This is a genomic window from Enterococcus sp. AZ095b (assembly GCF_051714725.1).
GTDB lineage: Bacteria > Bacillota > Bacilli > Lactobacillales > Enterococcaceae > Enterococcus_B > Enterococcus_B pernyi.
Genome location: NZ_JBIOSL010000001.1, coordinates 810707 through 833032 on the forward strand (window position 1 = coordinate 810707; position 22326 = coordinate 833032).

Annotated in this window: 20 protein-coding genes; 17 read left to right on the forward strand and 3 right to left on the reverse strand. The window is 39.8% G+C overall.

What is annotated here, in order from left to right; translation table 11 throughout:
• Positions 1–22 precede the first annotated feature (22 nt).
• From IGJ99_RS03840 to IGJ99_RS03855, 4 genes are all read left to right on the forward strand, one after another.
• Complete coding sequence (locus IGJ99_RS03840; RefSeq protein WP_194180138.1) at positions 23–1336, forward strand: bifunctional folylpolyglutamate synthase/dihydrofolate synthase; 1314 nt, start codon at positions 23–25, stop codon at positions 1334–1336.
• Complete coding sequence (locus tag IGJ99_RS03845) at positions 1326–1979, forward strand: HAD family hydrolase (RefSeq protein WP_062805560.1); 654 nt, start codon at positions 1326–1328, stop codon at positions 1977–1979. The genes IGJ99_RS03840 and IGJ99_RS03845 overlap by 11 nt, the downstream gene beginning before the upstream one ends.
• Before the next feature lie 63 nt (positions 1980–2042).
• Positions 2043–2735: a RadC family protein gene (radC, locus tag IGJ99_RS03850; RefSeq protein WP_010736077.1), complete on the forward strand. Its 693-nt coding sequence runs from the start codon at positions 2043–2045 to the stop codon at positions 2733–2735.
• A 149-nt stretch (positions 2736–2884) separates the two neighbouring features.
• The gene (locus tag IGJ99_RS03855; RefSeq protein WP_010736076.1) at positions 2885–3085 is read left to right on the forward strand and encodes a cold-shock protein; all 201 of its coding nucleotides are present in this window, start codon (positions 2885–2887) and stop codon (positions 3083–3085) included.
• Positions 3086–3414: 329 nt separating this feature from the next.
• Here the strand turns inward: IGJ99_RS03855 and rnjA are convergent, their stop codons facing one another.
• Entirely contained in the window at positions 3415–5094 is a 1680-nt protein-coding gene (gene rnjA / locus IGJ99_RS03860) for a ribonuclease J1 (RefSeq protein WP_010736075.1), read from the reverse strand.
• 1 nt (position 5095) lies between these two features.
• Positions 5096–5308 (reverse strand): DNA-directed RNA polymerase subunit epsilon, encoded by a 213-nt coding sequence (locus IGJ99_RS03865; protein ID WP_010736074.1) that lies wholly within the window; start codon positions 5306–5308, stop codon positions 5096–5098.
• Positions 5309–5692: 384 nt separating this feature from the next.
• Between IGJ99_RS03865 and efrA the strand changes: the two genes are divergently transcribed.
• The 3 genes from efrA to IGJ99_RS03880 all read left to right on the forward strand — a co-directional run bounded on the left by efrA (position 5693) and on the right by IGJ99_RS03880 (position 9741).
• Entirely contained in the window at positions 5693–7423 is a 1731-nt protein-coding gene (gene efrA, locus IGJ99_RS03870; protein WP_010736073.1) for a multidrug efflux ABC transporter subunit EfrA, read from the forward strand.
• Positions 7420–9180: a multidrug efflux ABC transporter subunit EfrB gene (gene efrB / locus IGJ99_RS03875; RefSeq protein ID WP_062805557.1), complete on the forward strand. Its 1761-nt coding sequence runs from the start codon at positions 7420–7422 to the stop codon at positions 9178–9180. Before efrA ends, efrB begins: the two co-directional genes overlap by 4 nt.
• Before the next feature lie 72 nt (positions 9181–9252).
• The gene (locus IGJ99_RS03880; RefSeq protein WP_010736071.1) at positions 9253–9741 is read left to right on the forward strand and encodes a gamma carbonic anhydrase family protein; all 489 of its coding nucleotides are present in this window, start codon (positions 9253–9255) and stop codon (positions 9739–9741) included.
• A gap of 82 nt (positions 9742–9823) precedes the next feature.
• Here the strand turns inward: IGJ99_RS03880 and clpP are convergent, their stop codons facing one another.
• Positions 9824–10417 carry an ATP-dependent Clp endopeptidase proteolytic subunit ClpP gene (gene clpP, locus IGJ99_RS03885; protein WP_010736070.1) on the reverse strand — a complete coding sequence of 198 codons (594 nt, stop codon included), beginning with the start codon at positions 10415–10417 and terminating at the stop codon, positions 9824–9826.
• 243 nt (positions 10418–10660) lie between these two features.
• Between clpP and IGJ99_RS03890 the strand changes: the two genes are divergently transcribed.
• The 10 genes from IGJ99_RS03890 (at position 10661) to rho (ending at position 22236) form a co-directional block, all read left to right on the forward strand.
• Positions 10661–11125 (forward strand): hypothetical protein, encoded by a 465-nt coding sequence (locus IGJ99_RS03890; protein WP_371740687.1) that lies wholly within the window; start codon positions 10661–10663, stop codon positions 11123–11125.
• A 134-nt stretch (positions 11126–11259) separates the two neighbouring features.
• Positions 11260–11994 (forward strand): glycerophosphodiester phosphodiesterase, encoded by a 735-nt coding sequence (locus IGJ99_RS03895; protein WP_010736068.1) that lies wholly within the window; start codon positions 11260–11262, stop codon positions 11992–11994.
• A gap of 7 nt (positions 11995–12001) precedes the next feature.
• Positions 12002–12925, forward strand: a complete 924-nt coding sequence (gene miaA / locus IGJ99_RS03900) for a tRNA (adenosine(37)-N6)-dimethylallyltransferase MiaA (RefSeq protein ID WP_010736067.1) — start codon at positions 12002–12004, stop codon at positions 12923–12925.
• On the forward strand, positions 12922–14166 hold the full coding sequence (hflX, locus tag IGJ99_RS03905; protein ID WP_010736066.1) for a GTPase HflX: 1245 nt from the start codon (positions 12922–12924) through the stop codon (positions 14164–14166). Before miaA ends, hflX begins: the two co-directional genes overlap by 4 nt.
• A 169-nt stretch (positions 14167–14335) precedes the next feature.
• Positions 14336–14731, forward strand: coding sequence for a MerR family transcriptional regulator (locus IGJ99_RS03910; RefSeq protein WP_010736065.1), 396 nt, complete (start codon positions 14336–14338; stop codon positions 14729–14731).
• A 29-nt stretch (positions 14732–14760) separates the two neighbouring features.
• On the forward strand, positions 14761–16101 hold the full coding sequence (glnA, locus tag IGJ99_RS03915; protein WP_010736064.1) for a type I glutamate--ammonia ligase: 1341 nt from the start codon (positions 14761–14763) through the stop codon (positions 16099–16101).
• 656 nt (positions 16102–16757) lie between these two features.
• The gene (locus tag IGJ99_RS03920; RefSeq protein WP_438770629.1) at positions 16758–18368 is read left to right on the forward strand and encodes a CTP synthase; all 1611 of its coding nucleotides are present in this window, start codon (positions 16758–16760) and stop codon (positions 18366–18368) included.
• 262 nt (positions 18369–18630) lie between these two features.
• Positions 18631–19500 carry a class II fructose-bisphosphate aldolase gene (locus IGJ99_RS03925; RefSeq protein WP_010736062.1) on the forward strand — a complete coding sequence of 290 codons (870 nt, stop codon included), beginning with the start codon at positions 18631–18633 and terminating at the stop codon, positions 19498–19500.
• Positions 19501–19672: 172 nt separating this feature from the next.
• Complete coding sequence (locus tag IGJ99_RS03930) at positions 19673–20944, forward strand: UDP-N-acetylglucosamine 1-carboxyvinyltransferase (protein WP_137072045.1); 1272 nt, start codon at positions 19673–19675, stop codon at positions 20942–20944.
• On the forward strand, positions 20941–22236 hold the full coding sequence (rho, locus tag IGJ99_RS03935) for a transcription termination factor Rho (RefSeq protein WP_010736060.1): 1296 nt from the start codon (positions 20941–20943) through the stop codon (positions 22234–22236). The genes IGJ99_RS03930 and rho overlap by 4 nt, the downstream gene beginning before the upstream one ends.
• Positions 22237–22326: the final 90 nt, after the last annotated feature.

The following is a 22326-nucleotide window of genomic DNA, read 5'->3' on the forward strand; positions in this document are numbered from 1 at the left end:
AGAGGAATGGGGGGATAGTAACGTGAAAATCGAAGAAGCAATCAATTGGATCCATAGCCGATTACCATTTGGCTCACGTCCTGGATTAGACAGAGTAGAGGCCTTATTAGAGGTAGTCGGACACCCAGAAGAAAAAGTCAAAACGATCCATATTGCAGGGACGAATGGCAAAGGTTCAACAGTGACTTATTTAAGATATTTATTAGAAGAAGCCGGCTTGACAGTCGGAACATTTACTTCCCCATATATCGAATACTTCAATGAGCGCATTTCGATCAATGGACAAGGCATTCCTGATGAATCATTGATTCGACTAGTAAAGAAATATCAACCGCTAGTTGAGCAGATGGATCAATTTGAAGCAGTAGCTGGTATTACCGAATTTGAAACGTTGACTGCTATGGCATTTGATTATTTCTTGGAAGAACAAGTGGACGTCGCGATCATTGAAGTGGGATTAGGTGGTTTACTCGACTCAACAAACGTAGCGAAACCTTTGTTGACGGGTATCACAACGATTGGTATGGATCATACAGATATTTTGGGCGACACGATCGAAGAAATCGCTGCTCAAAAAGCAGGGATCATCAAGCAAAATGTGCCACTGGTCACTGGAAATATCGTACCTGAAGCCTTGGCAGTGATCGAAAAACAAGCAAAATTAAAAAATGCTACACAACACGCATGGGGAGAGGCTTACACAGTCAGTTACAAACATCCGGCAGAAGAGTGGGGCGAAATTTTTTCATTCCAAAATGAATTTGGCAAAATCCCTAAGTTGACGATCCATATGATCGGGAAACATCAAGTTGAAAATGCTGGTATGGCGATTGAAATGTATCAAATCTATTGTGGAATGATGAATCTTCCATTCCGTGAAAAAGACGTGATCAATGGCTTGAAAAAGGCGCAATGGCCAGGACGTATGGAACGATTAAGTGAAGAACCCTTAGTGATTTTAGATGGGGCGCATAATACCCATGCGATGGCACGTTTAGTCCAAAATCTTAAACAAGAATTCAAAGGCTATCATATCCATCTTTTGTTCTCTGCTTTACGAACAAAAGAGGTTGATAAAATGTTACACCAATTACAAGAAGTACCAGATGCAACAATCTACGTCACTACTTTTGATTATCCTAAAGCCATTGAGCTGTCGGATATCCAAGCAACGAGTGATGAGAAAGTTACGATTGTTTCAATGTGGCAATTTGGGCTTGCAGAGATCTTGGAGAAGATGACGGCTGAGGATGTTCTTGTAGTGACAGGTTCACTCTATTTTATTTCGGAAGTGCGACGTTTGCTTGTACAGTTGGGAGGAAAAAATGAAAGTTAATGCAGTGATTTTTGATATGGATGGCTTATTATTTGATACAGAGATCGTTTATTATGAGGCATCCCAAACAGTAGCCGATCGGATGGGGTTTCCCTATGACAAAGATCTTTACTTGCGATTTTTAGGCGTTTCTGATGAAGAAGTTTGGGCGAACTACCATACTATTTTTGCAAACTTTGGTCGAGAAACTGTCCAAAAATTTATCGACGATTCCTATCAAGAAACGCTTGATCGTTTTGCTTTAGGTCAAGTTAAATTAAAACCAGGTGTTTTAGAATTCTTGAACTTTTTGGAAGAAAAAGATATCCCAAAAGTAGTCGCATCAAGTAATCAGCGACATGTCATTGAACTGTTGCTAGAAAAAAATAATCTACGTCATCGTTTTGATATGATCGTCTCAGCTGAAAATGTCAAACGTGCAAAACCAGATCCAGAAATCTTTTTACATGCCCAGGCGTTATTAGGTACTGAAAAAGCGGAGACATTGATATTAGAAGATTCACAAAATGGGGTACTAGCGGCGTATGGTGCAGGAATCCCAGTAATCATGGTGCCAGATTTACTAGCGCCTTCTGATGAATTAGCCGCTAAGACAACAGCGATTGTTTCTTCACTTCATGAAGTTCCGGCATTGATCAAATAAAAATAAAATAAATATCCTCCTTTTTCGTATCTTATTTTGAGCGCACGGGAAAGGAGGTTTTTTATGGAAAAAAATTTGCTTCAAACAGTACCCGCCACGTCTCTACCAAGGGAGAGGATGGAGACTTATGGAGAGGATGCGTTATCAGATCAAGAGCTTTTAGCCATTTTGCTTCGGACTGGTCAGCATCCATATAACGTATTAGAAGTTGCGGGTACGTTATTGAAGAAATTTGGTGGTTTAGCGCTCTTGAGACAAGCAACACTAGCAGAATTAGAAGCGGTTCGTGGGATTGGTCGGGTCAAAGCCTTAGAGATCAAAGCATTGATCGAGCTGGGGCGACGGATACAAGTCGATCAGTTGCGTCAAACAACGACTGTCCATGCGAGTTATGAATTGGCAAAAGAATTGATCCTAGAACTAAAAGATCAAAAACAAGAACATTTAGTTTGCATCTATCTCGATACCAAAAATCAAATCTTACTAAAGAAAACCTTATTCATCGGGTCATTGGATCAGACGATCGCGCATCCACGTGAAGTGTTCCATTACGCAGTCCGCTATTCAGCAGCACGGCTTGTCCTTGCTCATAATCATCCTAGCGGCAACGTTCTTCCATCCAAGCAAGACATGCGATTGACACGACGCATCCAGGAATGTGGAGAGATGATGGGGATCGAAGTTCTTGACCATCTGATTATTGGCAGCAAACAATACTTTAGTTTACGTGAAGAAGGATTAATGGAAAAAGAATGATGTAGCTTTCTTGCAAAAAAAAACAACCAAGTGTACAATTATAATGTAATTTTGTTTGGGAATAGAAGTTGAAACATCTGTTGCACCTCTATCGTACACGAGCAATGTTACAATCAAATAAGTGCTTTGGCACGAGGAGGGTATTATTAATGGAAAACGGAACAGTTAAATGGTTCAACGCTGAAAAAGGATTTGGTTTTATCTCACGTGAAGATGGAAGCGACGTATTCGTACATTTTTCAGCAATCCAAGGTGACGGATTCAAAACATTAGAAGAAGGTCAAGCAGTTACTTTTGACGTAGAAGATTCAGATCGTGGCCCACAAGCTACAAACGTTGAAAAAGCGTAATCTATACGAAAATATACTGTTATGAGGCTTGCTTTGTCATGGAGCGAACCAAATAATTGATGACAGAGGTCGAAACCAACGTGTTTCCCTCGAAAAATAAGACGAGACCCACAAAAATTGTTCTTTCATATTTTTGTGGGTCTCACTTTTTTTTATAAAAAACCGCGAGTAGGACATTAGTTCTCACCACCTAAAACCGAATAAACGGCGGTAACAGAAGAACCTCTTCGATAAACAAGGCGCCATCCACAAAAAATTGAAGAACAATTTTCGTGGATGGCGCCTTGTTTATCGAGGTTGAACACTTATGTCGCAACCTCGGTTTTAAGTTAGTTTTGATCCGGTGTCATCACCATAGGGATGATCATTGGATGTCTTTCTGTACGATCGAACAAGTAAGGTTGTAATGCACCGACCATCGCTTCTTTTAATTTATGCTCCGAACAGTCGGGGGCATTTAGCACATCACGCAATGCGTGGAACAAAATACGTTGTGCTTCATTGATCATATCCCCTGATTCACGCATATAGACGAAGCCACGAGAAAGGATATCTGGTCCAGCTAGAATCTCTTTTTTCTTGATATCGACAGTTGTCACTGCAAGAACGAGTCCTTCTTCTGAAAGTAAATGACGATCTCGTAAAACAACATTACCGATATCACCGATTCCACTGCCATCGATATAGACATCGCCAGCGACGAATTTTCCAGCTAAACGAGCAGAATCACTTGTTAATGCTAATACATCACCGTTTTCCATGATAAAACAATTCTCAGCTGGTACACCTGTGTCTTGTGCAAGAGAGGCATGGATCTTCAACATCCGAAACTCACCATGCACCGGTACAAAATATTTTGGCTTCATCAAGCGAAGCATCAATTTTTGTTCTTCTTGACCACCGTGGCCAGATGTATGGATATTATTGATTTTTCCATGGATCACTTCAGCGCCAGCTTCAGACAACAAGTTGATCAGATGGTTCACACTTGTTGTATTCCCTGGGATCGGTGAGCTAGAAAAAATCACTGTATCATCTGGTTGGATTTGGATTTGACGGTGGGTACCATTCGCAATGCGGCTCAATGCAGCCATTGGTTCACCTTGCGAACCTGTACATAGGATCATTGTTTCATTTGCAGGCAAACGATTGATTTCATGCGCATCGACAAAGGTACCGTCAGGCACTTTGATGTAGCCGAGACGTTGTCCGTTGACGATCGCATTTTCCATACTACGCCCGAAAACAGCAATTTTTCTACCCGTTGCTACAGCGGCTTCCGCTGCTTGTTGTAGACGGAAGATATTAGAAGCAAAGCTGGCAAAAATGATCCGACCTTCGATTTTCTCAAATATTTTCAAAATAGAAAGGCCAATCGTTTTTTCTGATTTCGTAAACGTTGGAATCTCTGCATTGGTACTATCTGAAAGGAGGCAAAGAACGCCTTCTTCTCCGATACGAGCCATTTTATGCAAATTTGCTGGTTCTCCTACAGGTGTAAAATCGAACTTGAAATCTCCAGTAGCCACGATGTTACCAGAAGGTGTTTTGACAACCACACCTAAAGCATCCGGAATACTATGGGTCGTTCGGAAAAAGCTGACGGATGTTTTTCTGAAACGGATCACAGTGTCTTCATTTATTTCATTTAGCACAGCGTCACGAAGTAAGCCATGTTCGTCCAGTTTATTTGTGATCAAAGCTAAAGCTAGAGGGCCAGCGTAGATCGGGATATTTGCTTGCTTTAATAAGTAAGGTATCCCACCAATATGGTCTTCGTGTCCATGAGTGATCACTAAAGCTTTGATTTTGTGTATGTTTTGTACGATATAGTTGTAATCAGGAATGACGTAGTCAATGCCAAGCAGTTCATCTTCTGGAAACTTGATTCCAGCGTCGATGATAATGATTTCATCTTGGAATTGTACCCCATACGTATTTTTCCCGATTTCACCTAATCCACCAATCGCAAAGACGCCTGTCTCATTATTTTTGATGGAAAGTTTCATCTTAAAACTCCACTAATGTGAATGCTGGGTTTTCTTTTTCGTATTCTAGATGGTTACCTTCTAGAAGTTGTACGAATTCGATATTGTATGGGGTATTTTCTTCCACTCGTTGGCGTGCTTCAACATCGCTGTTTGCTTCGATGTATAGCGATTGTGTTTCTTCACGTTTTGGGTTACGGATTTTTGACTCTTGATAATAAACTTTGTAAATCATGGTTTATGTCTCCTTTATCTGCTTAAAGCAGTAATTTAGCGTATTTTTTGGACAACACAAAACGAGGGGACAAGCCACCTGTGTTTTTTTATACTTTAAGAAAAATACTTGATTCTCCTTAAAGAGACAAGCCTCGCATTTGCTTATCCAATTGGAATATTTTTTACTCGGATCCTCTGTATGAAACATACAATAGTTAATTGCTATTCTAGCATAAATCAAGAGATAAGTATAGAAAACGGTCACTGTAAAATGAAAAAACGTACGAAGAGAAAATATTTTTCAGAAAAATTTCTTTTTAAAAAATGTAGTGTTCTATAAAGTAGTAGATTGTGCTACTATTGAAAGTAATGGCAAGATAGAATATTTAAAGGAGATGATAAAGTGAAGTTAATGTGGCATTACACCATGCGCTACAAAAAATATTTGGTGTTGAATTTTATTTGTGTGTTCGGCTTTATTCTGATCGAACTAGGTCTACCAACTATTTTAGCACGCATGATCGATGTTGGAATCCTCAACGATGATTTTGACTATGTGAAACAACAAGGACTATTGATGATCGTGATCACTGTGATCGGGATCATAATGAATATATTTTTAGGTTATTTTGGGTCAAGGATCACGACGAATATCGTTGCAGACATTCGTGATGATCTGTTCAAACATATCCAAACGTATTCACACCAAGAGTATGAAACACTAGGCGTATCATCATTGATCACTCGTACGACCAATGATGCGTATCAAATCATGTTGTTTCTACAAAATATTTTAAGAATCGGTTTTATGGCACCGATGATGTTTGTTGTTAGTTTGTATATGGTTATGCGAACAAGTCCATCTCTTGGTTTATACGTGATTGGTGCATTACCATTCTTATTATTAGCTGTTGTTGGGATTGCTAAATTTTCTGAACCTTTATCAAAAATCCAACAAAAGAATTTAGACAGAATCAATAGTATCTTACGTGAAAACCTATCAGGTCTACGCGTTATCCGCGCGTTTGTAAATGAAAAATTCGAAGAAAAAAGATTTGAAAAAGTCAACGAGAACTATGCTTCAAGTTCTAAAAGTCTCTTTCGCTTAATGGCAGTTGCCCAACCTGGCTTTTTCTTTTTATTCAATATCGTGATGATTTTGATTATTTGGAGTGGTACGCTACAAATTGCAGATGGACAGTTGCAAGTAGGGAATCTAATTGCTTTTATTGAATATATTTTCCACGCGTTGTTTTCATTTATGTTGTTTGCGAGTGTGTTTATGATGTATCCGCGAGCAGCAGTCTCTGCTAGTCGTATCCAAGAAGCTTTAAATGCTACGCCTGCTATTGTTGAAGATCCAAATGGCATAGCGGAAACAAAAACGAAAGGCTACATTGAATTTAAAAATGTGACCTTCGCTTACCCTGGACATTCGCAAGAACCAGTGATCCGTAACGTCAGCTTTACTGCTTCACCTGGCGAAACAGTGGCATTTATTGGTAGTACAGGTAGTGGGAAGTCTACATTGATCCAATTGATTCCACGTTTTTATGATGTTACTCATGGTGAGATCCTGATTGACGGTGTAGATGTGCGTAAGTACAAGTTGAGTAAACTAAGACAAAAAATCGGGTTTATTCCACAGAAAGCACTATTGTTTACTGGGACGATCGCTGAAAACTTGAGATACGGAAAAGAAGATGCAACGCAAGAGGAAATGGAACGTGCGGCTGATATTGCGCAGGCGACTGATTTTATTTCTAAAAAAGCGGACGGTTATGATGAACATCTTTCTGAAGGTGGCGCAAACTTCTCAGGTGGGCAGAAACAAAGGTTAGCCATTGCTCGGGCAATCATCCGCCGACCAGAAATCTATATTTTCGATGATAGTTTTTCAGCACTTGATTATCAAACGGATGCAAAACTTCGTGCAAGATTGAAAAAAGAAACAACTGAATCAACCGTATTGATTGTTGCCCAACGTGTGGGTACTATCATGCACGCCGATAAGATCATCGTATTAAATGAAGGAGAAGTAGTAGGTATGGGCACGCATCGTGAACTACTAGAAAATTGTCCGATTTATTACGACATTGCCGCTTCTCAATTATCGAAGGAGGAACTAGCATGAAAAAAACCTTCGCTTCTTTTAAACGTTTAGCTCGCTATATCCGTCCTTACCGATTGACGTTTATCTTAGTGCTACTATTTACATTTTTAACGGTGGCTTTCAATGCGGCATTGCCTTATGTCGTCGGGCTTCCAACAACAGAAATCAGCAAAAATCTAGTGAATAATGAGGCAATCAATTTTTCTTATATCATCAACTGTTTGATTTGGATCGCGGTGGTTGGTACCGGTTATAGTATTTCTCAATTGCTTTCTGGGGTATTGATGACAAATGTTGTTCAGAGTGCCATGAAAGACTTGCGTAGAGATATTGAAGAAAAAATCAATCGTTTGCCGGTTTCTTATTTCGATAAAAATCAACAAGGAAATATTTTATCTCGTGTAACGAATGATGTAGATGCAGTTAGTGGCGCCTTGCAACAAGCCTTTATCGGTATTGTCAATGCTATTTTGGGCATCACGATGGCAGCAGCGATGATGTTTTATATCCAACCGGTCATGGCGTTGATTTCAATGATCATGATTCCAGCGTCAATTTGGATATCTAAACGAGTGATCAATGCTTCTCAAAAATATTTCCAAGAAATGCAAAATTCTTTAGGTGAATTAAATGGCTATGTTCAGGAAAACATGACTGGATTCAGTGTGTTAAAAGTATACGGTCGTGAGAAAGAAACATTTGAAGGATTTCATAAGGTCAACCATAGCTTGAAACATTTTGGGTTTCGAGCAGCCTTTATTTCTGGATTGATGATGCCGTTAGTACAATTAACTGCCTACGCTACGTATATCGGTATGGCAGTTTTAGGAAGCTTTTATGTAATTTCTGGAGTCATTGTGGTTGGGCAATTACAAGCCTTTATCCAATATATTTGGCAAATCAGCCAACCAATGGGTAATGTGACGCAATTATCTTCCGTATTGCAAAGTGCATCCGCAGCCACGAAACGGGTATTTGAGATTTTAGATGAACCTGAGGAAAAAGAAAACAAGACCGATGTTCCTTTGCCAGAAACGATCCATGGAAATGTTTCGTTTGAACATGTCGATTTTGCTTATGATCCGAAGAAACCTTTGATCCAAGACTTGAACTTTGAGGTGAAAGCTGGACAAATGGTGGCAGTTGTCGGACCGACGGGCGCTGGGAAAACAACATTGATCAACTTATTGATGCGTTTTTATGATGTGACGCATGGCGCGATCAAAATTGATGGTATTGATACGAAAGCGATGAGCCGAAGTGATGTTCGTTCCATGTTTGGGATGGTACTGCAAGATGCTTGGTTGTACGAGGGAACGATTGCCGACAACATTCGTTTTGGTAAATTAGATGCAACGGATTATGAGATCGTTGATGCAGCGAAAACAGCGAATGTCGATCATTTTATCCGAACGATGCCTGATGGTTATGAAATGGAGATCAATTCAGAAGGAGATAATGTCTCGTTGGGACAAAAACAATTGCTGACGATTGCTCGTGCGGTTGTTTCCGATCCGAAGATATTGATTCTGGATGAGGCGACTAGTTCCGTTGATACGAGACTTGAAGCGTTGATCCAAAAAGCAATGGATAAAGTGATGGAAGGACGAACGAGTTTTGTGATCGCTCACCGTCTATCAACGATCCGTGAAGCCGATCTGATCTTAGTGATGGATCAAGGTCAAATCATTGAAAAAGGAACACATGAAAGTTTATTAGCAAAAGGCGGTTTCTATGAGAAACTTTATAACAGCCAATTTGCTGAAGCAGCGGAATAATGACAAGAGGTTTCTAGGGGCGAACAGCCTTCTAGGACCTTTTTTCTTCAATAAATGAAAAGAGGGAAAAAGATGGCAAGGTTTATAGCAGATAATGCGACGGTTATCGGTGATGTAGAATTAGGAGAAGATGTCACAGTTTGGTACCAAGCAGTGGTTCGTGGCGACAGCAATTGGATCAAGATCGGCAAAGGAACCAATATACAAGACGGAACAGTCATACACGTTGATCATGATGCACCAGTTGAGATCGCTGAAAATGTCACAGTCGGACACCAATGTATGCTGCATGGTTGTAAAATCGAAAAGGGTGCGTTGATCGGTATGGGAGCGACTGTTTTGAACCATGCAGTCATCGGTGAGAATAGTTTGATCGGAGCAGGCTCACTTGTGACAGAAGGAAAAATCATCCCACCGAATGTTTTAGCTTTTGGTCGACCAGCCAAGGTAATCCGTCCGTTAACAGAAGAAGAAATCCAAAAAAATAAACAGAATATCACACATTATATCGAAATGGGACAAAAACATGCAGATGGATTCTTCAAAGAATGGCAACAATAGTTTTAACACATGTTTTTACAGCAAAAAAAGAAGGTCTGTCATCCAAGGATGAAGGCCTTCTTTTTTGATCTTGATAGGTTGATTAGCTTAATGAAGCACTGTTTTCCATGACTTCATCGATCAAGCCATATGCTTTGGCTTGTTCAGCAGTCATATAGTTGTCACGATCTGTGTCTTTTTCAATCACTTCGATTGGTTGACCAGTACGTTCCGCTAAGATTTTATTCAAACGTTCGCGGGTTTGTAAGATATGACGTGCAGCGATTTCGATTTCTGTTGCTTGTCCTTGTGCGCCACCAAGTGGTTGGTGGATCATGATTTCAGCATTTGGTAAAGCAAATCGTTTTCCTTTTGTTCCGGCAGTCAATAAGAAACTTCCCATTGAAGCAGCCATCCCCATAACGATTGTTTGGACATCTGCTTTGACAAAATTCATTGTGTCATAGATGGCCATTCCAGCAGTCACAGAACCACCAGGTGAGTTGATATAGATGTAAATGTCTTTTTCAGAATCTTGTGCATCTAGAAATAGCAATTGTGCGATGATTGAGTTTGCTAAATCATCTGTTACTTGTCCACTCAACATGATGATGCGGTCTTTCAATAAACGTGAGTAAATATCGTAGGCTCTTTCCCCACGTGAGGATTGTTCAATAACTGTAGGAATTAAATTCATAATAAGGTTCCTCCTTGATTTGTTTAGAAATAGTGTAACATAAATTGATTTTGATTACCTACAAAGTAGTATACATTTTTGGTCAATAAAGGTCAAATGAAAAAACTTTCCGAGAGCTAGTCTCATAAAGTGAGTTTATGTTATGATAAAAAAGAAATCAATAAGAAGGAGGAACCGTAATTGGTAATTGCTATCACAGGTTTTATCGGTGTATTAGTAGGAGCAATCTTAGTCTACTTAGGGATGGCGATCCAAATGCGTCATCTTGAGAATAAAGAGCAACGTAGACGCGAATTGGAACTGAAAGTCAAAGAAATCGAAACATTGAATCAATTAAATAAAAAAATCAATGAGATTCTCCAAAAGCGTGCGAGCTTGTTGGAAGAATATGTCAGCTTTGATGCTTTTGACGATTGTTATATCACAATCGATGACTTTGCGTATTTGCAATCATTTTCTGCACAAAATAATTTTTATTTACCAAATTATATTTTAGATGAATTATTCCAAAATATCGCTCATCGCAAAGTGATTCTTTCACCGGATGAAACGATGAAGATCGGCGGCTATGCTTACAAAGGTGGGCGTGTCATTTTGGAAAATTTCACAGATAATTTGACCGCAATGATCAATGAGAAAAAATCCCAGTTGAAAAATACAACGAGACAACCAATCGGCTTTTTCTCAAAAGATGATGTGTGGAGCTAAACAAAACATATTGTTTACTCAAGGATAAGAGAAACTAAACATTTTGATAAAGTAAAAGTTTGGGCACTTACAATGAGTCCAAGCTTTTTCTTTTTTGTTCCTGTGGTAAAATAGGGATGATCGGAGTGAGGACTATGGTACAGATTTATGCACATCGAGGAAGTAAAGGAACCCATCCGGAAAATACATTGCCCGCCTTTTCTGAAGCAGTAAGAGTGGGGGTGGATGGGATCGAGCTAGATGTCCATCTTAGTAAGGACGGTCAACTGATTGTTATCCATGATGAAACCGTTGATCGAACAACCAATGGAAAAGGCCTTGTTCGAGAAAAGACTCTCGAAGAGCTGAAAAAATTGAATGCAGGCAGTTGGTTTAGTAAAGATTTCCCAGCAGCGAAAATCCCTGCGCTAAAAGAAGTACTCTCGCTACTTCTCCAAAAAAATTATCGAGGAACATTGATGATCGAAATCAAAACGGACAAGTATGAGTATGAAGGGATCGAAGCACAAGTATCTGAACTTATGACAAAAAATGAGTGGCCGTTTCGTCATGCTTATTGTAGTTTCAACCTTCGTTCCTTAGAACGTTTATCCGTCATCGAACCAGACGCACAACTGGATCTTTTAATGAGTGATTCAATGAAAAAATTAGATCTAGCTAAGACCTTACCTTTTATTGAAGGTCTTCACCCTAAAGCAACTTGGGCATTTGCGCATCCTCAGGAAATACAGGAGTTTCCAAAGCGTATTCGTCTTTGGACAGTCAATACGACAGAAGAGCTTGAAAGAGGATTAAAGGAACCTGTGGATGCACTCATCACAGACTTTCCTGAACGTGCTTGGTATGTTAAACAATTAATGAAAAAGTAGGAGCCATATGGAAAAAGTATTAGTGATCGTAGGACCCACAGCAGTTGGTAAAACAGCGTTAAGTGTGACACTTGCCCAAAAATTCAACGGCGAGATCATCAGTGGAGATTCCTTACAAATTTATAAACATCTGGATATCGGTACGGCAAAAATCAAGCCAACTGAAATGATGGGGATTCCTCATCATTTGATTGATGTGATCGAGCCAGACCAGCAGTATTCGGCAGCGGATTTTCAACAGGCAGGTCGCAAGTTGATCAAGGAAATCACCGAAAGAGGACATTTGCCGATCATCGTTGGTGGCACCGGTTTATATATTCAATCGTTATTGTACGATTTTCAATTAGGAGCAAATGAAGAAACGGATGCTACTGTTCGAGAGAAATATGAAAAAATGGCTGAAGAACTAGGAAAAGAAAAACTTTGGGCTTATTTGAATGAACGCGATCCGCTTGCAGCGGGGAAAATCCATTGGAATAATCAGCGAAAAGTGATTCGCGCATTAGAAGTATTTGAGACAACAGGCTATAGTATCATGGCACCGAAAGATAGACCTGAGTGCTTGTATGATTATTATATGATCGGTCTGGATACGGAGCGTGAGTTCCTTTATAGTAGAATCAACCAACGAGTGGATCAAATGCTCACAGAGGGATTGATTGCAGAAGCAAGAAAGGTCTATGAATTAGGGGCGGTTCAAGCCAGTCAAGGGATCGGCTATAAAGAATTCTTTCCTTATTTTGAAGAAAACATCACTCTAGATGAGGCAGTCGAACAAATCAAATTGAACTCTCGGCGCTATGCCAAACGACAACTGACTTGGTTTCGTAATCGTTTGACGGCGCATTGGTTCGATCTCTTGAAAAAACCGACAGATCTAGCAGAGATCGAAAATGCCATCGAAGGTTGGCTGAAAGAGGTGGGAACATGAGAGAAGCAAAAGAAAAAGTAATCATTGTTGGTGTAGAAACGGAAGAAAATCAGCGATATTTTGCTGAATCAATGAAAGAATTGGAACAATTGATCGATACAGCAGCTGGTGAAGTCGTATATAGACTCACGCAAAAACGACCGCAAGTGGATCGTCAAACGTTGATCGGTAAAGGAAAGCTTCAAGAATTGACCCAATTAGCAGATGCTTATGAGGCAGATCTTGTCATATTCAACCACGAATTGACTCCGCGTCAAAGTCAGCTGATTACCGATGCGGTAGGGGCGCCGGTCATTGATCGAGTCCAATTGATCTTGGATATCTTTGCGATGCGTGCGCGATCTAAAGAAGGGAAACTGCAAGTCGAATTGGCGCAATTGCAATACCTACTACCTCGTCTCGCTGGACAAGGTGAGTCGCTTTCTCGTCTTGGTGGTGGGATCGGTACAAGGGGACCAGGAGAAACGAAACTGGAAACGGATCGTCGGCATATCCGCAACAAGATCTTAGGCGTAAAAAGAGAGCTAAAAGCAGTGGAGGCCCATCGAGAACGTAATCGGCAAAAAAGACAAAGTAGCGAAGTGTTTCAAATTGGTTTGATCGGTTACACAAATGCGGGTAAATCAACAATCCTTAATTTATTGACGCAAGCTGAATCATATGCGAAAGATCAACTATTTGCCACCCTTGATCCGCTGACGAAAAAATGGCGTTTTGCGGAAGGATTCGAATTGACTGTAACGGATACCGTTGGTTTTATCCAAGATCTGCCCACCCAGTTGATTGATGCGTTCCATTCAACCCTTGAAGAAAGTCAAGGGATGGATCTCTTGCTTCATGTTGTCGATGCAAGTTCTTCTGATCGAATCTTGCAAGAACAAACAGTTTTAAAGTTGATGGATGAGTTAGATATGAAAGAAATGCCTGTATTGACTGTCTATAATAAATCAGACCAGATCGACACAGCAGGATTTACACCGACTTTATTTCCGAATGTCTTGATTTCTGCTCAGACACAAGAGGGGAAAGAACGCTTGATCGAGGCCGTCAAACGGCAATTGATGGAGTTGATGCTTCCTTATACGAAAATTGTGCCGAGTGATCAAGGACAAACATTAAGTGAGTTGAGACGGCAGACACTTGTATTAGATGAACACTTCATTGAAGAACAAAATAGCTATGAAGTACGTGGGTTTGCGAATAAAAATTCAAAATGGCTAAAAAAAGATGAGTTATTTTAAAAATGAAATAATAAGAAAAAACGAGCTTGATCGACTTCATATAGAAGTGGATCAAGTTTTTTTATAAAAAAAACTGCTCCTTATGTAAGAAAACCTAACATGGGAGGTTGACAGTCTTTTTTGTGATTGGTATACTTTATTCAATTGATAGGACGAAAGGAGACGTCAGATGGGAGAAAAGGAATTACGTCGTTCAATGTCAGTATTTCCAATTGGTACAGTTATGAAACTAACAGACTTGACTGCTCGACAAATCAGGTATTATGAAGAACAGGAATTTGTTCATCCCGAGCGAAGTGAAGGAAATCGACGCATGTATTCATTGAATGATATCGATATTCTATTAGAAATCAAGGATTATCTTTCAGAAGGATTGAATATGGCTGGAATCAAACGGGTCTATGAAATGGCACAGGCGAAAAAACAAGAAGAAAAAAGTAAAAAACCGCTGACCGATCACGACGTTCGTCAAATTTTCCGTGATGAGATATTAGCTCAAGGTGGGTTAGCCAAAACAGGACATTATCAGTCACAAGGCTTGCAACAACGTCAATACTTTGACTGAATGAAATAAAAAAAAGAAAGAGGGATACCATGGTAAAGAAACAAATCACAGGCGAAGAAATTAAACGAATTATTGAGGATGAGAACGTACGCTTTTTACGTTTGATGTTTACAGATATATTAGGAACAATCAAAAATGTTGAAGTTCCAGTGAGTCAAATCGACAAAGTACTTGAGAATAAAATGATGTTTGATGGTTCTTCGATTGAAGGATTTGTCAGAATCGAAGAAAGTGATATGTACTTGTATCCTGATCTTTCTACTTGGATGATTTTCCCATGGGAAAGCGACCACGGCAAAGTGGCGCGCCTGATTTGTGACATTTATAATCCAGATGGTACTCCATTTGCTGGTGACCCTCGTGGCAATCTGAAACGTTCATTAAATGATATGAAAAAACTTGGCTTTACCTCATTCAACTTAGGGCCTGAACCAGAATTCTTCTTGTTCAAATTAGATGAAGATGGTGGCATCACTACGACGTTGAATGACAAAGGTGGTTACTTTGATTTTGCACCAACGGATCTAGGCGAAAATTGCCGTCGAGATATCGTATTGGAATTAGAAAGCTTAGGTTTTGAAGTGGAGGCTTCTCACCATGAAGTGGCTCCTGGACAACACGAGATCGACTTCAAATATGCAGATGTCGTGGATGCTTGTGACAATATCCAAACGTTTAAATTAGTCGTGAAAACCATTGCTCGTAAACATGGCTTGCATGCGACTTTCATGCCAAAACCATTATTCGGGATCAACGGTTCTGGAATGCACTGCAATATGTCTTTATTCAATGAAGATGGAAATGCCTTTTACGATAAAGACGGAGATTTAGAATTAAGTCAAACTGCGTATCATTTCTTAGGTGGCTTACTGAAACATGCGCGCGCGTATACAGCGGTCTGCAATCCAACGGTCAACTCTTATAAACGTTTAGTTCCAGGCTACGAAGCACCTGTTTACGTGGCATGGAGTGGACGTAATCGTTCGCCATTGGTACGTGTACCGGAATCTCGTGGTTTATCCACTCGTTTAGAATTACGTTCTGTCGATCCAGCAGCGAACCCTTACCTAGCAATGGCTGTTTTACTACAAGCAGGTTTAGATGGTATCCGTAATGAATTGACACCACCACCGGCTGTTGATCGTAACATCTACGTGATGAACGAAGAAGAACGTGAAGAAGCGCAAATCCAAGATCTTCCATCAACGATCCACAATGCCATCAAAGAATTGCGCAAAGACAAAGTGATGATCGATGCGTTAGGCAATCATATCTTTGCGAACTTTGTGGAAGCAAAACGTCTGGAATGGGCTGCCTTTAGACAAACCGTTTCTGAATGGGAAAGAGAACAATATTTAGAGCTTTACTAATAAAATCCCGTTAAATCAAAGAAAAGTATAGAAGAGGTCGTGACAGAAGTGTTCAGCCTCGAGAAATAAGGCGCTATCCACGAAAATTGTTCTTCAAATTTTTGTGGATGGCGCCTTATTTCCAAAGAGGTTACTTCTGTTTCTGCCGTTTATTCGGTTTTAGGTGGTACAAGAGGACTAATGTCTCAGACGCTTTTTTTCTTCATCACTGGAGTGTGAATTTTTGGCCTTGTGGCTCGCTTGCAGTGGATCCTGAGAAAACTTTCCTATTACCTGCTTTGATAGAGTATGGAAAGGAGTAAAAAGGGTGACATCCAAATAAAATTTTCCTATAAAGCGATTATTTGATCGTTTATGAGATTTTTTGTTCCAACTATTTCGATATATATAGTAATATTTTTTTCACTATTTTTATTTCGTTTCATAGGACTTAATGTATTGACGTCAGTGAAAGTGCTTTTATCCATCAAGTAGGTATAAACGTAATTGAATACTTGACTTTCGTTTAGATAGCTTGTAATATACACCTTGGGCACCCTTTTAGAGGGTCAGAAGTTTACAGAAATCAACGCTCCCTATTCTTTAGAAGGATAGGGAGCCTTATTTATTTTCTTAGACTTTTCCTGCAGATAAAACAAGAAGGAGTTTTTGAACATATGACAAAATACATTTTTGTGACAGGCGGCGTGGTTTCATCGATTGGTAAAGGGATCGTAGCAGCATCTTTAGGCCGTTTGTTGAAAAATCGTGGATTGAAAGTAACGATCCAAAAATTTGATCCATACATCAACGTGGACCCAGGAACAATGAGTCCATACCAACACGGAGAAGTTTTCGTTACAGATGATGGAGCAGAAACGGATTTGGACTTAGGCCACTACGAACGTTTTATTGACATCAACTTGAACAAATACTCCAATGTGACGACAGGAAAAATTTATTCAGAAGTCTTGCGTAAAGAACGTAAAGGGGAGTACTTAGGCGCAACTGTCCAAGTGATTCCGCATATTACGAATGAAATCAAAGAAAAAATCATGCGTGCAGCTAAAATGACTGACTCAGATATCATTATTACAGAGGTCGGCGGCACAGTTGGGGATATTGAATCACTGCCATTCTTAGAAGCATTGCGTCAAATGAAAGCTGATGTTGGCTCTGATAACGTGATGTATATCCATACAACGTTGATTCCTTATTTAAAAGCGGCTGGTGAAATGAAAACTAAACCAACACAACATAGCGTGAAAGAGTTACGTGGATTAGGTATCCAACCAAACATCTTAGTCGTGCGCACAGAGCAACCAGTATCTCAAGATGTCAAAAATAAATTGGCACAATTTTGTGACGTTGAACCAGAAGCAGTAATCGAATCACCAGACGTAGATACACTATATTCAATCCCGTTATTATTGCAATCACAAGGAATGGATCGGATCGTTTGTGATCATTTGAAGCTTTCAACACCAGAAGCAGATATGACCGAATGGGAAGCATTAGAAAATCGTGTCTTGAACTTGAAGAAAAAAGTTCGCATTGCTTTAGTAGGGAAATATGTTGAATTACCTGATGCGTATATCTCAGTTGTTGAAGCATTGAAACACTCAGGTTTTGCGTTTGATGCGGATATCGAATTGGATTGGGTAAAAGCCCATGAGTTAACGAGTGAAAATGTGGATGAACGATTGAAAGAGGCCGATGGGATCTTAGTACCAGGTGGTTTTGGTGATCGAGGAATCGAAGGGAAAATCGAAGCCATTCGTTATGCTCGTGAAAATGATGTCCCATTCTTAGGAATTTGTTTAGGGATGCAAATGGCGTGTGTTGAATTTGCACGTAACGTTGTAGGTCTAGAAGACGCTGCTTCAGCAGAAACGATTCCAGAAACTGCAAACAACATCATCGACTTGATGGCAGATCAAGAAAACATTGAAAATCTTGGTGGAACATTACGTTTAGGGCTTTATCCATGTAAAGTCAAAAAAGGCACGACTACTGCTACAGCTTATGATGGGGCAGAAGTGGTTCAAGAACGTCATCGTCATCGCTATGAATTCAACAATAAATACCGTCAACAATTTGAAGAACATGGCTTAGTCTTCTCAGGTGTATCTCCAGACAATCGTTTAGTTGAGATCGTTGAGATCACAGATAAGAAATTCTTTGTTGGTTGTCAATTCCATCCAGAATTGATTTCACGTCCAAACCGTCCGCAAAAATTGATCAAAGCATTTGTTGGTGCTTCGTTAACGGAACGCGAATCAAAATAAAAAATACTAGGAATTGATCCGTCAAAATCAGCGAGTGTCAAATTATTAGAATTGTTATTAATAAATATTTTAAATGTTTATAGAGAACCTTTTACCTACGATATTTCGGTGGATTTTATTTATTTAATGAAAAAAGCGTCTTGAAAATTTTCATTTTTATTGATTTTAGTAGAAAACTAGTGAAATGTTTGGTAAAATAGGTTCGTTGGTTAAGGATCATCTTAACAAATTTAGTTTTCACAAAATTTAGGAGGAATTTATTATGCCAGTAGTATCAGGAGCTGAATTTTTACAAGCTGCTCGTAAAGGCGGTTATGCTGTCGGCGGGTTCAACACAAACAACTTAGAATGGACTCAAGCGATCTTAGAAGCAGCTGAAGCTAAAAAAGCACCAGTACTTATCCAAACTTCAATGGGTGCAGCTAAATACATGGGTGGTTACAAAGTATGTAAAGACATGATCACTAATTTAGTTGAATCAATGAACATCACTGTTCCAGTGGCAATCCATTTAGACCACGGTGACTACGATGCTGCATTAGAATGTATCGAAGTTGGCTATACTTCAGTTATGTTCGATGGTTCTCATTTACCATTCGAAGAAAACTTGAAATTAGCTAGAGACGTTGTTGAAAAAGCTCACGCTAAAGGAATCTCAGTTGAGTGTGAAGTTGGTTCAATCGGTGGAGAAGAAGATGGAATCATCGGAACAGGTGAATTAGCAGACATCGAAGAATGTAAACAAATGGTAGCAACAGGTATTGACTACTTAGCATGTGGTATTGGTAACATCCACGGTCAATATCCAGAAAACTGGAGCGGATTAGCATTTGATCACTTACAAGCAATTGCTGATGCTGTAGGTTCAGATGTACCTTTAGTATTACACGGCGGATCTGGTATTCCTCAAGATCAAATCGAAAAAGCTATCTCAATGGGTATTTCTAAAGTAAATGTGAACACTGAATTCCAATTATCATTTGCTGCAGCAACTCGTGAATATATCGAAGCTGGTAAAGACCGCGAAGGTAAAGGATTTGACCCTCGTAAATTATTAGCACCAGGTAAAGCAGCAATCGTTAAAGATGCTGAATCTCATATCGACTGGTTCGGTTCTGCTAACAAAGCATAATCGATAAAAGTTAGATCGAACGAGATAACTGATAGAAGAGAACAATGTGCCGATCCGGCGATTGTTCTCTTTTTTTATTTAAATAAAAGGAACGATACTCGTTTCTTCGTTTCATCTATGATAAAATACAAGCATATGTATAAATTTGAGGAATAAACAAGGTGGGGAACAAATGAAAAAAATAATCATCGAAGGAAATCGTCCATTGACTGGTGAAGTAACGATCAGTGGTGCTAAAAATAGTGCAGTTGCCTTGATACCAGCAGCGATTTTAGCAGATTCTCCTGTGATCTTGGAAGGTGTACCTGACATTCAAGATGTTCATTCATTGATAGAAATTTTAGAAATCATGGGCGCAACTGTCCGTTTTGAAAACAATGTATTAGAAATCGATCCACGTGGTGTCGTTTCAGTACCGATGCCAAGTGGGAAGATCAATAGCTTGCGTGCTTCTTACTATTTTATGGGCACCTTATTAGCTAAATTTGGCGAAGCAGTTGTTGGTCTACCAGGCGGCTGTTACCTTGGTCCGCGTCCAATCGACCTTCATATCAAAGGGTTTGAAGCGTTAGGAGCAAAAGTCACAAATGAACATGGTGCGATGTACTTACGAACAGAAAACAAAACGCTTAATGGAAATCGTGTGTTTATGGATGTGATTTCTGTTGGTGCAACGATCAATATCATGTTAGCAGCAGTGAAAGCAAATGGACAGACGACAATCGAAAATGCGGCGCGTGAACCTGAAATCATTGATGTTGCGACATTATTGAACAATATGGGTGCCAAGATACGTGGAGCAGGTACTGACGTGATTCGTATTGAAGGAGTAGAAGAACTGCATGGCTGCCGCCATTTCATGATTCCTGACCGTATCGAAGCAGGGACTTATTTGGCTGTAGCTGCTGCCGCAGGAAATGGCGTAAAAATCAAGAATGTGATCTATGAGCATCTTGAAAGTTTTATTGCTAAACTTCAAGAAATCGGTGTGAGCATGAAAATCAGTGAAGACGAGATCGAAGTTTATCCTTCAAAGAATTTAAAAGCCGCGAATGTGATGACTTATCCGTATCCAGGTTTTGCCACAGACTTACAACAACCGTTGACACCGTTATTATTGATGACTACTGGAACTGCTGAGATCGTGGATACGATCTATTCGAAGCGAGTGAATCATGTTCCTGAATTAGCACGAATGGGTGCTGATATCTCAGTAGAAGGTAATATGATCATCCTGAATGGGCCGAATAAACTCCATGGCGCTGAAGTTGTTGCTTCAGATCTACGCGCAGGGGCTTGTTTAGTGATTGCAGGATTGATGGCAGAAGGCACGACAACGATTTATAATGTCGAATATATTTTGCGTGGTTATGATCATATCATCGAGAAATTAACAGCAATCGGAGCAAGTATCAAAATGGTGGAGGAAGTGGAAGCCGAATGAGCGATTATTTGACAATGGCCGAACTGGAAAACAAAACACTAAAAGATGTTTACAGTTATGCAAAAGAATTCAAGATTCCTTATTACAGTAAGATGAACAAAAAGGAATTATCCCTAGCTGTTATTCGAGCTCAGGCTGAAAAACAAGGCTTTTACTATATGGAGGGGATTTTAGATATCGTTGGACAAGACGGCTATGGTTTTTTGCGTCCGATCAACTATGGTCCAAGTGTCGAAGATATTTATATCTCTGCCTCCCAAATTCGTCGCTTCAGTTTAAGAAACGGTGACAAAGTAGCTGGTAAAGCAAGACCGCCTAAAGAATCAGAACGATATTACGGATTGATGCACGTTGAAAGTGTCAATGGGAGAGATCCTGAAGATGCGAAAGAGCGCCCGCATTTCCCAGCATTGACGCCGCTTTATCCGGAGAAGCAACTTCGTTTAGAAACGACACCGCAACAAATTGCAACACGCATGATCGATATTTTCTCGCCGATTGGCTTTGGACAACGTGGGTTGATCGTTGCACCGCCGAAAGCAGGAAAAACATCCATCTTAAAAGAAATCGCTAATGGGATCACTGAAAATCATCCAGAAGTGGAGTTGATCGTTCTATTGATCGACGAAAGACCTGAAGAAGTAACCGATCTTGAGCGTAGTGTCAAAGGCGATGTGGTTTCTTCCACATTTGATCTGCAACCACAAAACCACACGCGGGTTTCTGAATTGGTTTTAGAGCGTGCCATGCGTTTAGTTGAAGATAAACGGGATGTCGTCATCTTGATGGACAGTATCACTCGCTTAGCTCGTGCTTATAATCTAGTGGTACCACCAAGTGGTCGTACATTGAGCGGAGGAATCGATCCTGCAGCATTGTACAAACCGAAAAAATTCTTTGGCGCTGCCAGAAATATTGAAGAAGGCGGTAGCTTAACGATTTTGGCTACGGCATTAGTTGATACTGGGAGTCGGATGGATGATGTCATCTACGAAGAATTCAAAGGAACAGGGAACTTAGAATTACAACTATCTCGTGAATTATCAGAACGCCGTATTTTCCCTGCCATCGACATCAAAAAATCAGGTACTCGTAAAGAAGAGTTATTGATGGATAGTGATCAGCTAGAAGAAATCTGGAAACTCCGTAAGCATATGATTGGCGACTCATTAGAATATACGGAACAATTGATCCGTTTCTTGCGAAAAACTAAAAATAACCAACAATTTTTTAAAGATTTCCAAGATGTTTCTTTTGGCAAAAAAAATCCCACAAGAAATTTAAAAAGATAATTGCAAGCTTATAGGAAACATGGTAAGATGTAAATGTTGTAAATCGACAAATCAACTCTGGTTCAGCAAATGAAGCAGGGCAAAGGAGCG

Bases quoted from the DNA above. Each gene is read 5' to 3' on its own strand.
- IGJ99_RS03845 (WP_062805560.1), top strand. From the start codon at position 1,326: ATGAAAGTTAATGCAGTGATTTTTGATATGGATGGCTTATTATTTGAT.
- radC (WP_010736077.1), top strand. From the start codon at position 2,043: ATGGAAAAAAATTTGCTTCAAACAGTACCCGCCACGTCTCTACCAAGG.
- IGJ99_RS03855 (WP_010736076.1), top strand. From the start codon at position 2,885: ATGGAAAACGGAACAGTTAAATGGTTCAACGCTGAAAAAGGATTTGGT.
- rnjA (WP_010736075.1), bottom strand. From the start codon at position 5,094: ATGAAACTTTCCATCAAAAATAATGAGACAGGCGTCTTTGCGATTGGT.
- IGJ99_RS03865 (WP_010736074.1), bottom strand. From the start codon at position 5,308: ATGATTTACAAAGTTTATTATCAAGAGTCAAAAATCCGTAACCCAAAA.
- efrB (WP_062805557.1), top strand. From the start codon at position 7,420: ATGAAAAAAACCTTCGCTTCTTTTAAACGTTTAGCTCGCTATATCCGT.
- IGJ99_RS03880 (WP_010736071.1), top strand. From the start codon at position 9,253: ATGGCAAGGTTTATAGCAGATAATGCGACGGTTATCGGTGATGTAGAA.
- clpP (WP_010736070.1), bottom strand. From the start codon at position 10,417: ATGAATTTAATTCCTACAGTTATTGAACAATCCTCACGTGGGGAAAGA.
- IGJ99_RS03890 (WP_371740687.1), top strand. From the start codon at position 10,661: ATGGCGATCCAAATGCGTCATCTTGAGAATAAAGAGCAACGTAGACGC.
- IGJ99_RS03895 (WP_010736068.1), top strand. From the start codon at position 11,260: ATGGTACAGATTTATGCACATCGAGGAAGTAAAGGAACCCATCCGGAA.
- miaA (WP_010736067.1), top strand. From the start codon at position 12,002: ATGGAAAAAGTATTAGTGATCGTAGGACCCACAGCAGTTGGTAAAACA.
- hflX (WP_010736066.1), top strand. From the start codon at position 12,922: ATGAGAGAAGCAAAAGAAAAAGTAATCATTGTTGGTGTAGAAACGGAA.
- IGJ99_RS03910 (WP_010736065.1), top strand. From the start codon at position 14,336: ATGGGAGAAAAGGAATTACGTCGTTCAATGTCAGTATTTCCAATTGGT.
- glnA (WP_010736064.1), top strand. From the start codon at position 14,761: ATGGTAAAGAAACAAATCACAGGCGAAGAAATTAAACGAATTATTGAG.
- IGJ99_RS03920 (WP_438770629.1), top strand. From the start codon at position 16,758: ATGACAAAATACATTTTTGTGACAGGCGGCGTGGTTTCATCGATTGGT.
- IGJ99_RS03925 (WP_010736062.1), top strand. From the start codon at position 18,631: ATGCCAGTAGTATCAGGAGCTGAATTTTTACAAGCTGCTCGTAAAGGC.
- IGJ99_RS03930 (WP_137072045.1), top strand. From the start codon at position 19,673: ATGAAAAAAATAATCATCGAAGGAAATCGTCCATTGACTGGTGAAGTA.
- rho (WP_010736060.1), top strand. From the start codon at position 20,941: ATGAGCGATTATTTGACAATGGCCGAACTGGAAAACAAAACACTAAAA.